11 protein-coding genes are annotated in these 12,512 nt (G+C 53.9%); all 11 read left to right on the forward strand.

Annotated elements, in window-relative coordinates; translation table 11 throughout:
* Window positions 1-766 precede the first annotated feature (766 nt).
* The 11 genes from D3H35_RS29995 (at window position 767) to pssA (ending at window position 12,429) form a co-directional block, all read left to right on the forward strand.
* Window positions 767-1,228 carry a CtsR family transcriptional regulator gene (locus D3H35_RS29995; protein ID WP_119152733.1) on the forward strand — a complete coding sequence of 154 codons (462 nt, stop codon included), beginning with the start codon at window positions 767-769 and terminating at the stop codon, window positions 1,226-1,228.
* 30 nt (window positions 1,229-1,258) lie between these two features.
* Window positions 1,259-1,789 (forward strand): UvrB/UvrC motif-containing protein, encoded by a 531-nt coding sequence (locus tag D3H35_RS30000; RefSeq protein ID WP_119152710.1) that lies wholly within the window; start codon window positions 1,259-1,261, stop codon window positions 1,787-1,789.
* A 21-nt stretch (window positions 1,790-1,810) separates the two neighbouring features.
* On the forward strand, window positions 1,811-2,875 hold the full coding sequence (locus D3H35_RS30005) for a protein arginine kinase (protein WP_119152711.1): 1,065 nt from the start codon (window positions 1,811-1,813) through the stop codon (window positions 2,873-2,875).
* Between the two features lie 38 nt (window positions 2,876-2,913).
* Complete coding sequence (gene clpC / locus D3H35_RS30010) at window positions 2,914-5,364, forward strand: ATP-dependent protease ATP-binding subunit ClpC (RefSeq protein ID WP_119152712.1); 2,451 nt, start codon at window positions 2,914-2,916, stop codon at window positions 5,362-5,364.
* A gap of 219 nt (window positions 5,365-5,583) precedes the next feature.
* Complete coding sequence (locus D3H35_RS30015; RefSeq protein ID WP_119152713.1) at window positions 5,584-6,645, forward strand: Gfo/Idh/MocA family protein; 1,062 nt, start codon at window positions 5,584-5,586, stop codon at window positions 6,643-6,645.
* Between the two features lie 16 nt (window positions 6,646-6,661).
* Complete coding sequence (locus tag D3H35_RS30020; RefSeq protein WP_119152714.1) at window positions 6,662-7,501, forward strand: Gfo/Idh/MocA family oxidoreductase; 840 nt, start codon at window positions 6,662-6,664, stop codon at window positions 7,499-7,501.
* Between the two features lie 25 nt (window positions 7,502-7,526).
* Entirely contained in the window at window positions 7,527-8,438 is a 912-nt protein-coding gene (locus D3H35_RS30025; protein ID WP_119152715.1) for an AraC family transcriptional regulator, read from the forward strand.
* Between the two features lie 250 nt (window positions 8,439-8,688).
* On the forward strand, window positions 8,689-8,928 hold the full coding sequence (locus D3H35_RS30030; protein WP_119152716.1) for a hypothetical protein: 240 nt from the start codon (window positions 8,689-8,691) through the stop codon (window positions 8,926-8,928).
* A 182-nt stretch (window positions 8,929-9,110) separates the two neighbouring features.
* The gene (gene radA / locus D3H35_RS30035) at window positions 9,111-10,478 is read left to right on the forward strand and encodes a DNA repair protein RadA (RefSeq protein WP_119152717.1); all 1,368 of its coding nucleotides are present in this window, start codon (window positions 9,111-9,113) and stop codon (window positions 10,476-10,478) included.
* A gap of 18 nt (window positions 10,479-10,496) precedes the next feature.
* Window positions 10,497-11,588, forward strand: a complete 1,092-nt coding sequence (gene disA / locus D3H35_RS30040; RefSeq protein ID WP_119152718.1) for a DNA integrity scanning diadenylate cyclase DisA — start codon at window positions 10,497-10,499, stop codon at window positions 11,586-11,588.
* Between the two features lie 97 nt (window positions 11,589-11,685).
* On the forward strand, window positions 11,686-12,429 hold the full coding sequence (gene pssA / locus D3H35_RS30045; RefSeq protein WP_119152719.1) for a CDP-diacylglycerol--serine O-phosphatidyltransferase: 744 nt from the start codon (window positions 11,686-11,688) through the stop codon (window positions 12,427-12,429).
* Window positions 12,430-12,512: the final 83 nt, after the last annotated feature.

Genomic DNA, 12,512 nt, shown 5'->3' on the forward strand with positions numbered 1-12,512 from the left:
CGCCAGAGCCGTGTTTTCTTGGAATACCGACATGCTAGGTCAATGGCATTTGAGTATCTCAAAGACACCAAACCAACCGACAGCGTAACGGTGCTTGGAACATTAGAACCGGCCTTTCTTGGAAACGCGGCATGTCCGACTTCCGGGTACGAACCCAAAGCCGGGCTTGTCGCCGAACCAAACCGAGCATGACTAACGACGACCGCCCGACGATCCGTGCCAAGCCTACCCCGACGATCCGCGCCAAGCCTAGCCCAACGATCCGCGCCGAGCCTACCCCGACGTTCAACTGCAAAACATACCTTTATTTTTAAGACAGATCGGTATTCTAACGACATTACCTGCAAAAGGGACATGTATCTAGGGCGCCTTTGCCGTTAAGCTCCGAAATGACAAAAAATAACGGTACTTACTGCAGTTCAATCTCAGCGGTGCGGCTCAACAGGATGAATAGGTGTATCAAATGCAGTTAGTCAACTGGCCCATCAGACAGCAAGGGCGAAACAGCGCTGGTTTTCTTTCTCCTGATCCCCATCCGATACCGGTCAAAGCTTCTTCAACGTACAAAGGCCACCGAAGACGCGTTTGCTTGACGAACGGGTTTTTTGTAAATACTTTATGTTGAGGCGGACTTGTGTCGCAAAACGGTTCACTTTTTGTGTCGATACGCAGCAAGGAGACACTTGGCAAACAGAAAGAGACGGCGTATAATGAGATTAAAGTCAAAGAAAGTCAAAGTCAGAAGCTGCTGAAAGGAGGGCGAACGTTGCGCAACATTTCCGATCTGATCGAAATTTACTTAAAACAGATTTTGAACGATAGCTCGGAAGGCGCCGTCGAAATCCAACGGAGTGATTTGGCTGACAAGTTCTCTTGCGTTCCGTCTCAAATTAATTACGTTATCAGCACTCGTTTCACGCTCGAGAAGGGATACTATGTAGAGAGCAAGCGGGGCGGCGGCGGTTATATCCGCATTCAACAGGTCGATCTTCCTTCATTGGAAGCCGTGCAAAGGCATATTCAATGCACGGTTGGCGAACAAATCGATCAAACGGCCGCCGAAGGGTTAATTTATCAATTAGAGGAAGCGCGATATATGACGAGCCGCGAAGCGCATTTATTGCGCGCGACGATATCCAGAGATGTGCTGGCGATCAAGCTGCCCTTGCGCGACGTTATTCGCGCCAACGTGCTTAGAGCCGCTCTGATCGCGCTTCTTGCCAAATAATAGTGGATGGGCCGATAAGGAGGCGATGCGATGCAGTGTCAAGAATGCGGCAAAAGGCCGGCGACGCTCCATTTTACGAAAATCATCAATGGAGAAAAGACGGAGCTGCACATCTGCGAGTCCTGCGCGCGCGAAAAAGGAGAGCTCATTCCGGGCACGCAGAGCGGATTTTCCATCCATAATCTGCTTTCGGGCTTGCTCGACTTCGATACTTCGGGAACGGCGTCTGTCGGGGCCAAGGCCGCCGATGCAGCGCAGCAGCCTCGCTGCGAAACGTGCGGCATGACGTACGGGCAATTCGGCAAGGTAGGACGGTTCGGATGCAGCAACTGCTATAAGCAATTTTCGGAGCGTCTCGATCCTTTGCTGAAGAGGGTTCACGGCAATACGGTACATGTCGGCAAAGTGCCGAAGCGGGCCGGAGGAAGAGTCAAGGCCAAGCGGGAAATCGACAGGCTGAAGAAGGAAATGCAAGGACGCATCGAGAGGGAAGATTTCGAAACCGCCGCTCAGCTGCGCGACAAGATTCGCGATCTGGAGAAAGAGATGGCGAACGGTTAAGCGATAAGGAAGGTGATGCCCATGGCGGAACGTAGCTTTGTCAACGATGCGCTGAGCCATTGGATGAAAGAAACGGGACCCGAATCCGACGTCGTGCTTAGCAGCCGGGTTCGGATTGCGCGCAACGTAAGAGGCATTCCGTTTCCGCTTATGGCGGCTTCCGAGCATTCGATATCGGTTATGGAGCAATTGCTCGGAGTCGCCGAGAACGGAAGATTGAACGGACTTGGCGCGCTTGAGATGATTCGTTTGTCCGAGTTGAGCGAGCTTGAGAAGCAAGTGCTGGTCGAGAAGCATCTGATCAGCCCAAGCCTAGCCAATGAATCCCGTAACGGAGCCTTCATATTGACACGGAATGAAGACGTGAGCATTATGATTAACGAAGAGGATCATCTTCGCATTCAATGCTTATGCCCCGGATTTCAAATTCACCAAGCATGGGAATGGGCGAGCAAGATCGACGATGTGTTCGAGGAGCAGGTCGATTACGCGTTCGATGAAAAATACGGTTACTTGACGAGCTGCCCGACCAATGTCGGTACCGGGATCCGGGCGTCGGTCATGATGCATTTGCCGGCACTGGTGCTCACCGGACAAATTAACCGAATCTTGTCGGCAGTCCAGCAAGTAGGTCTTGCGGTCAGGGGGCTGTACGGGGAAGGCAGCGAAGCGACCGGCAACCTGTTCCAAGTATCGAACCAGATTACGTTGGGGCAATCCGAGCAGGAAATTATCGAAAATTTGCATCAAGTGGCCCGTCAGATTATTGGACACGAGAAAGCCGCCAGAGCGAAGCTGCTTGCGGAATCCCGCCCTCGGATCGAGGACAGGGTCCGGCGTTCGTACGGCATATTGTCGCACGCGGCCATCATGGATTCGAAGGAGTCGTCCCAACGGTTGTCGGACATCCGATTGGGCGTTCACCTGGGTCTCTTGCCCGACGTCAAAGGGGAAACGCTGAACGAATTGCTGGTGTCCACGCAGCCCGGATTTCTTCAACAAAAATTCGGCGAAGCGCTCGAACCGGAGCAGCGCGATATGACGAGGGCGCAATTGATACGAAGCCGACTGGCTTCGGGGACCTAAATGGTTTATTCTGTATTTATTAGGGGAGGTGTTGTCTCATGATGTTCGGACGATTCACTGAACGCGCACAGAAGGTGTTGGCGCTCGCGCAGGAAGAAGCGGTGCGCTTGGGACACAACAACATAGGTACGGAGCATATATTGCTCGGCCTTATTCGCGAAGGCGAGAGCATCGCGGCCAAAGCGCTTATCGCTTTGGGATTGGGACTGGAGAAAATTCAAGACGAGGTCGAATCGCTGATCGGGCGCGGCCAAGAGCAACCTACCAATATCGCTTACACGCCTCGCGCGAAAAAAGTGATTGAGCTGTCGATGGACGAGGCGCGCAAGCTGGGCCATACTTACGTCGGCACGGAGCACATCCTTCTCGGTCTGATCCGCGAAGGGGAAGGCGTAGCGGCGCGCGTCCTGAACAATCTTGGAATCAGCTTGAACAAAGCCCGCCAGCAGGTTCTTCAATTGCTCGGCAGCAGCGAAAGCGTTCAGACGAACCACGGTCCGTCCTCTAATGTCAGCACGCCGACGCTGGACGGTCTGGCGCGCGATCTTACCGCGCATGCCCGTGATGGTCATATCGATCCCGTCATCGGACGCTCGAAGGAAATCGAACGCGTTATTCAAGTGCTGTCCCGCCGTACGAAGAACAACCCGGTTCTGATCGGGGAGCCCGGCGTCGGCAAGACGGCGATAGCCGAAGGTCTCGCGCAGAAAATCGTTAACAACGAGATTCCCGAGACGCTGCGCGACAAGCGCGTGATGACGCTGGATATGGGCTCCGTCGTAGCCGGAACCAAATATCGCGGCGAGTTCGAAGACCGGCTGAAAAAAATAATGGACGAAATCCGGCAAGCGGGCAACGTCATCCTGTTCATCGATGAGCTTCATACGCTGATCGGCGCAGGCGGCGCGGAAGGAGCCATCGACGCCTCCAATATCCTTAAGCCCGCTCTCGCCCGCGGAGAGCTCCAGTGCATCGGAGCGACGACGCTGGACGAGTACCGCAAATATATCGAGAAGGATGCCGCGCTGGAGCGCCGCTTCCAGCCGATTACGGTCGACCAGCCTTCTCCCGACGAAGCGGTTCAAATTCTGCACGGCTTGCGCGATCGTTATGAAGCGCATCACCGCGTGAAAATTACGGACGAAGCGATCGATGCAGCCGTTAAGCTGTCGGATCGCTACATTACCGATCGGTTCCTGCCGGACAAAGCGATCGATTTGATTGACGAAGCCGGCTCGAAGGTACGGCTGCGCTCCTATACGATACCGCCTAACCTGAAGCAATTGGAAGGGCGCTTGGAGGACATTCGCAAGGAGAAGGATTCCGCTGTCCAAAGCCAGGAATTCGAGAAAGCGGCCGCTCTTCGCGATACGGAGCAAAAAATCCGGGAAGAGCTCGATACCACGAAAAACCAGTGGAAAGAGAAGCAAGGCCGCACCGATTCCGAGGTGACTCCGGAAGATATCGCTCAAGTCGTCGCAAGCTGGACCGGCATTCCGGTCAGCAAGCTGGCGGAAGAGGAAACCGAGCGCCTGCTTAAGATGGAGGAGATTCTTCACGACCGCGTTATCGGACAGGAAGAAGCCGTCAAAGCCGTAGCTCGCGCCGTTCGCCGTTCGCGGGCAGGCCTCAAGGATCCGAAACGTCCGATCGGCTCGTTCATCTTCCTCGGACCGACCGGCGTCGGCAAAACCGAACTCGCCCGCGCGCTTGCGGAAGCGATGTTCGGCGACGAGAATGCGGTCATTCGCATCGACATGTCGGAGTACATGGAGAAGCACTCCACGTCCCGTCTCGTAGGAGCGCCTCCGGGATACGTCGGCTACGACGAAGGCGGTCAACTGACCGAGAAAGTTCGCCGCAAGCCGTATTCGGTCGTGCTGCTCGACGAAATCGAGAAGGCGCATCCGGAAGTGTTCAACGTGCTGCTGCAAGTGCTTGAGGATGGCCGTCTGACCGATTCCAAAGGCCGCACCGTCGACTTCCGCAACACGCTCATCATCATGACGTCGAACGTCGGCGCCGACCAAATCAAGCGCAATTCCACGCTCGGCTTCACGGCCGCGCAGGATTCCGGCAAAGACTACGCGAACATGAAGGATAAGGTTCTCGGCGAGCTGAAGAAGTCGTTCCGTCCCGAGTTCCTGAACCGGATCGACGAGATGATCGTGTTCCACCCGTTGGAGCAGGAGCATATCGCCCAAATCGTAACGCTCATGGCCGACGATCTTCGCAAGCGTCTGAGAGAGCACGACGTGCAGTTCGATCTGACCGAAGCCGCGAAAAACTTCCTGGCGAAGGAAGGATTCGATCCGGCCTACGGGGCTCGGCCGCTGCGTCGGGCGATTCAGAAGCACATCGAGGACCGTCTGTCCGAAGACTTGCTGCTCGGCAAGATCAACAAGGGCGACCTGCTCGTTATCGACGAGAAGGACGGCGGTTTGGTCGTCGACACGAAGCAAGACGAACCGGTATCGAATAACAAGTAACTTATACGAAGAGACAGTGGACCGAGCGTCCGCTGTCTCTTTTTTGTACGTCCGGCATGGGCGTCATCTCTACGGTGAAGTGAAAGTTACCTCCAGGCCGCAAGGGTGAATAAAGGTAAGAAGACAAATTGGGACAAGCGCAAAGACGAATCTGAACGTTGTTAATCTGCATCAAAAGTCTACAATAAACGTGAATCGACGAATTCAGGAGGGATCGCAGTGAATAAGATCAAGGTTGCCATTATCGGATGCGGTACGATCGCCAGCAACGCGCACATTAAGGCTTATTTGGGCAATCCGAACGCGGAAATCAAATATTTCTGCGACATTATCGCTGAGAAAGCCGAGAAAGCGGTCGCCGACTTCTCCTGCGGAATTGCAATAGAGGATTACCGCATCATTCTTGAAGACCCCGAGGTCGAAGCGGTCTCGATCTGTACGCCGAACCACGTTCATGCCTCGATCTCTATCGATTGCTTGCGGGCAGGCAAAAACGTGCTTTGCGAGAAACCGGCTGCCAGAACGTATGCCGAGGCGCTGGAGATGCAGAAGGTCCAGCATGAAACCGGCAAAGTGCTGAATATCGGCGTTGTCAATCGCTTTAACAAGGGCGTCAATATTATCAAGACCATGATTGAAAACGGCGAGCTCGGCGAGCTTTATCACGTTTATGTAAGCTTCCGCGCCTTCCGATCCATCCCCGGTCTTGGAGGCGCATTTACAACCAAGTCCATTGCCGGCGGAGGCGCGCTGATCGATTGGGGCGTCCACTTTCTCGATATTGTCATGTATTGCTCGGGCGATCCGCTGCCTCGGACGGTTTCCGGCCAAGCATACAGCAAGCTGGGCAAGGATATGGAAAATTACTCTTATGTTAACATGTGGGCGGGTCCGCCAAAGTATTCGGGCACGTACGATGTAGACGATTTCGTTACCGCCATGATCCGTACGGAAGGCCCGACGATTACATTAAACGGAGCATGGGCACAAAATATCGGCGTCGAGGAAATGTATATCGATTTTCTTGGCGACAAGTCCGGAATCCGGCTTCAATACGGAGCCGACTTCAAAATCTACAGCGCGCGAAACGGCGTTTTGCTGGAAACCTCGGCCAAATACGAGCAGGGAGATATGTTCCAGAACGAAATCGACAGCTTCCTCGATTGCATACGAACAGGCGAGAAGCTGCCGTCTCATATCGATACCGTCATCCTGACATCGCAAATGATTCAAGCCATATACGATTCGTCCGAGCAGAAGTCGGAAATCGTGATTGGCTGATAATTGGAGGGAGAACATGAAGAAGATCGGATTTATCGATTATTTCCTGGATGAGTGGCATGCGGACAATTACCCGACCTGGATTGAGCAGGCAACCGGCGGGGAGATGAAGGTCGCCTACGCTTATGGCATGAAGGATGCGGAGAACGGTTTGGATAACGCAAGCTGGTGCAGAAGCAAAGGCATCGAGCTGCTCGATTCGATCGAAGCGGTCGTGGACAAGAGCGACTACTTGATCGTATTGTCCCCCGATCATCCGGAACGACACGAAGAGCTGGCCACGCTTCCTCTGCAATCCGGCAAGCCGACCTACGTCGACAAAACGTTCGCTCCTGATCGAAAGACGGCGCAGCGGCTATTCCAGCTGGCGCGCGAACACGGAACACCCGTTTTTTCCTCCTCGGCCCTTCGTTTTGCCTCCGAGTACGTCGGAGCGGATCGGGAAGGAATCCGGGCAATCTGCAGCATCGGGCCCGGAAAATACGACAACTATTCCGTTCACCAGATCGAACCGATCGTCTCCATGATGGGTGTCGAAGCGGAACGAGTGATGTATGTCGGTACGGAAAAATCGCCGGAGTGGATTATAGGGTTTTCGGGAGGCAGACAAGCAACCATTCATTTCTTCAAGAATAGTCCGTTTTTTCTCGCTCTGAACGAAGAAGCCGACAGTTCCAGATTCCTGAAAGTAGAATCCGATTTTTTCGCCGCATTCATTAAAAGCATGGTACAATTTTTTGAAACGGGCAAGCCTCCGGTAGAGCCGATTGAGACGATCGCGATCGTCTCGATCATTGAATACGGCCATTTGGCGGCAGCAGCGCCGTACCAGTGGGTGGAATTGCCGAGAGGGTAACCTTCCAGCAGAAGGTGATATCATCATGAGAGACGAAAAGAGAGAGGCAGGCTGTCTGTTTCACTTCGACAATCATTTATCCAAAGACGAGTCTACCTTCGGCAGCATCGAATTGTATCAAATCGGCGAGCTTTGCTGCGAAAGCGGCTATGAAGTAGAGCCGCATTTTCAGTACTGCTATGAAATCAGCTATATCGTGTCGGGGAGCGGTTATTTCTATATTGACGATGAATGCGTGAGGGTTGGCGAAGGCGATATTTTTTTTAATTCCGTCGGTCACATTCATCGGATAAGAACGGGCTCTTCCCAACCGCTTCGTTACGTTTATATGGGGTTCATGTTCAATGATCTTGCCGATGAGGAATTTGCGCCTATCCATACTTTTTTTCGGTCGGCGAGCTATTATCATTCCAAGGACACGCATAACCTCATGCTTCCGTTCTATCGCAATATCGATGAATTTTATTCGCAAAAGCCGTATTCGAACATCATGATCAAAAACTATCTTGAGGAGATCATTGTTTTGTCCTACCGGGCTTTTACGGAGAAGGCCGGTTCGTCGACAAGATATTCCCCGCAGAAATCGCCGAATTCGGTTGGCTACACGGTCTATTCCGTAATCCGCTTTATCGAGAATCATCTGTTCGAGCTTGGCAGCATCAAGTCGATTGCCGAGAAATTGGGGTACAGCTACACTTACTTGTCGCACACGTTCAAGAACAAGACAGGTATGACGCTCCAGAGGTATATCAGTCTCAAGAAGATTGAAAAAGCGATGGAAATGCTGAATTACGGCGATATCTCCATCAATCAAATCGCTACCAAGCTCGGTTATGAGACTTTGCAGTCGTTCAGCAAGGCATTCTCGAGAATTATGGGGTATCCTCCCTCCCTCTACAAGTCCAAGAGGCAGGAGGAAGCTTTGCCGGAGCAATAAAGCAGGAATTGAAACGCTGTTTCTTTGAGAACGGCGTTTTTCTTTTTTTTGCGTGCCCTGAGTAAACGTCTGCGAACCTGCATGTACAGCGGTGTGCGAGCTTGGGGGCATGCCGCCCCTGCTGCTTGATTCTATAGGGCGATAATGGGCGGGGCACTCCCGTTTGCGGACGTCACCAACGGATCAAGCGAGCCATAATCTGTTGGTGGGCCTGTGACAAGGCGTTTGCACGGGTGGAAGGAGGGTGCTTATGTTCCGGCCTCGTCGTCATTGCCGCTGTCGTCCCTCGCGTCGTCGTCCCTATCCGTATCGGCCGTATGGGCCAAGGCTGCGGATTAATTGGCTAACGATAGTATTTGCGGGGATCGGCGCCATTCTGCTGCTTCTATTATTAAACAAGTTTCTGATCTTGCTTATTTACACGTCGGGATGGCTGCTGCTGCTGGCGGGGATCGCTTGGTTGATATGGTCTTACTGGTGGAGCAGATAGCCGGCTTTCGTGCGGGCAACAGGCATCGGCGGAATAACAATCGAGACGGCCGCTCTGAATTCGGGGCGGCTTTCGATGCGGGCGAGCGCTTGTCCGATAGCCAATTTGGCCAGAGGGTTTTTTCCAGCGGGTGGAACATGGTACACTTTGGGTAACGATAGAAATAAGGAGCGCCTCATCCCATGGCCAAGGTGAAAGTGAAATTCGTCTGCACCGAGTGCGGAACCGAATCGCCCAAATGGATGGGCAAATGTCCGGGCTGCAACGCGTGGAGTACAATGGTGGAAGAGACCGAATCGGTCGTCAAAGCGCCGGTCGGGCGAACGGAAGCCAATCGTACGAAAGAAAAGGCGCGTTCCATCATAGATATAGAAAGCGGTCGCGAACCGCGTATTTTGACCGGTCTCGAAGAACTGAACCGCGTACTGGGCGGAGGGCTTGTGCCGGGCTCGCTACTGCTTGTCGGCGGCGACCCCGGCATAGGCAAATCGACGCTGCTTCTGCAGACGGCGAGCAAGCTGGCCGCTCAGGGGTTAAAAGTGCTGTACGTGTCGGGCGAGGAATCCGTCCGGCAAACGAAGCTTCGGGCGGATCGATTGGGAGCGCTGTCCGACAATCTCTTCGTGCTGTGCGAGACGAATCTGGATCATGTGGAAGAAGCGATTGCGGACGTTGGACCCGATTTTCTCGTCATCGATTCGATTCAGACCGTCTATCGGCCGGACGTGCAATCCGCGCCGGGAAGCGTCGCGCAAGTGCGCGAATGCACCGCCCATTTCATGCGCATCTCCAAAGGGAACGGAGTGGCGACCGTTCTCGTCGGCCACGTTACCAAGGAAGGCGCTATCGCGGGCCCCCGGCTGTTGGAGCACATGGTTGACTGCGTTCTGTACTTCGAAGGAGAACGTCATCATACTTATCGGCTACTGCGCGCGGTCAAAAACCGGTTCGGCTCCACGAACGAAATCGGCATCTTCGATATGACGGAGGACGGGCTCCGGGAAGTGGCCAATCCGTCCGAGCTTTTCCTGTCGGAGAGGCCGACCGGCGTGTCCGGCTCCACCGTCGTGGCCAGCATGGAAGGGACGCGGCCCGTGCTTGTCGAGCTGCAAGCGCTCGTGACCCCGACTCATTTTCCATCGCCTCGCCGAATGACCTCGGGGATCGACAATCAACGGGTGTCGCTCGTCGTGGCGGTGTTGGAGAAGCGAATGGGGATGTTTTTTCAAAATCAGGACTCGTACGTGAACGTCGCCGGCGGGATCAAGCTCGACGAGCCTGCGACCGATTTGGCTGCCGCGGTCAGCCTCGCATCCAGCTTCAAGGATTTGCCGACGCGTCCGTTCGACGTTGTGTTCGGAGAGGTAGGGCTTACGGGGGAAGTCAGAGCGGTCTCCCGTGCGGAGCAGCGGGTTAAGGAGGCGCATAAGCTCGGCTTCAAAAGAGTCATTCTTCCCGAAACGAGCATGAAAGGATGGCAGCCTCCCGCAGGAATTCAAGTCATAGGCGTCCGGACGGTGGCCGAAGCGCTCAAAGCCGCGTTGGAATAGGGGGTATAGACTAATTCGATGAAAGAGACCAAAGACAAAGAGCTCGTCCAACAAGAGACGATGAACCAGCTGCTGCAGATGATCGCCCCGGGCACTCCGTTCCGCGAAGGCTTGGAGAACGTGCTGCGCGCCAAAACAGGGGCGTTGATCGTCGTCGGATACAGCCCGGAAGTGATGGAACTCGTGGACGGGGGCTTCTCGATCAACAGCGATTTCAGCCCTAACTATTTGTACGAATTGGCGAAGATGGACGGGGCGATTATTCTTAGCGAAGACTCCAAACGCATTTTGTTCGCCAACACGCAGCTCATTCCCAATTCGTCGATCTCTTCCTCCGAGACCGGGATTCGTCATCGAACGGCGGAACGGGTAGCGAAGCAGACAGGCAAGCTCGTCGTATCCATTTCCCAGCGCCGCAACGTCATTACGCTGTACCAGGGCAACTTGCGTTATGCTCTCAAGGACATGGGCGTTATTTTGACGAAAGCCAATCAGGCGATCCAGACGCTGGAAAAATACCGGGCGGTGTTCACGCAAGCTTTGACGAACCTGTCCGCTCTCGAGTTCGAAGAGCTCGTTACGATGCATGAGGTCGCTTATGTCATGCAACGGGCCGAAATGGTTTTGCGTATTAAGACCGAGATCAAACGTTATGTGCTTGAACTAGGTAACGAAGGCCGTCTTATTCAGATGCAGCTCGATGAACTGGTCAGCTCCGCAGAAGACGAGGCACGCATGCTGCTCAAGGATTATGCGAAGGATGCGTCGGACGACAAAATCAAGGAAATTCAGGCCTGCTTCAAGAAGCTGACGTCCGAAGAGCTGCTGGAGTCGCCGGGACTTATACGCCTGCTCGGCTACGCTTCTCTCAGCTCTGTAGCCGAAGAGGGACTTCTTCCGCGCGGATACCGGATGTTGAGCAAAATTCCCCGCCTCCCCGTCATTATCATTCACAATCTTGTGGAAAGATTCGGGGCGCTTCCGCACATCGTCATGGCTACGATCGAGGAATTGGACGAAGTGGACGGAATAGGCGAGGTTCGTGCGCGCGCCATCAAAGAAGGTTTGAAGCGGATTCAAGATCAGGTGTTTATTGACAGACAGATTTAAGGGGAATACAATGGGGAAGGCAATCCGCTCCCAGAGCTTTCTAACGGAATTAATAAGGATTGTTCGAAAATGGGCATAGTAAAGCAGAGGTGGTAAAGTGATCACGAAATCGATACCGAGCCTGTTCACTGTGGGCAACCTGTTCCTGGGCGTTATCAGCATTATACTTGCGTTCAACGGACAAGCGAACAGCGCTGCTTTGCTGGTGATCATCGCCATGCTTCTGGACGGCCTGGACGGACGCGTCGCCCGCGCGCTCAACGTCCAAAGCGAATTCGGCAAAGAATTGGATTCTCTTTCCGACGTCATATCCTTCGGGGTTGCGCCGGCTTTCATTATGTATCAAGCCGCTTTTCAGAATCAGGTCTCTTCCGAGGCGCTCGCCTGGATCGTTACCGCGATCTTCCCGACGTGCGGAGCGTTGCGGCTGGCTCGCTTCAACGTCATCGCAGGCATTCCGGGCTATTTCATCGGTCTGCCGATTCCGGCTGCCGGCGGCGTACTGGCGACTCTCGCGCTGTTCCACGGGGAGCTCAACGTTTATTTGCTGCTGATCAGCACGTTGGCCTTGTCATTTTTAATGGTTAGCAATATGAAATATCCGAATTTCAAAAAGCTGGGTCTGCCAAGAGCGGCCATGTGGGCCATTCCGATCGTCGTTGCGGCCGCAGCCGTGCTGGCCTATCTGTTCCAGGAAGCGATTCCGAAGGTCATTCTGGCGCTGTTGCTCTTATATGCGATGTGGGGACTAAAAAAAAACGTTGAGCGCCTCGTGCCTCGACGTTACCGGAAGAAGAAAAACTACTCGGACGAGGAACCTCGTTCCAAGCATAGCGCCTAACGAAAAAGCAACACGCAACCATCCGAAAGCATCGGCCGGTTCTCGCCAAGAGAAACCGCCGGTGCTTTTTTTTGAATATCAGC

Source organism: Cohnella faecalis (assembly GCF_003570905.1).
Taxonomy (GTDB): Bacteria; Bacillota; Bacilli; order Paenibacillales; family Paenibacillaceae; genus Cohnella; species Cohnella faecalis.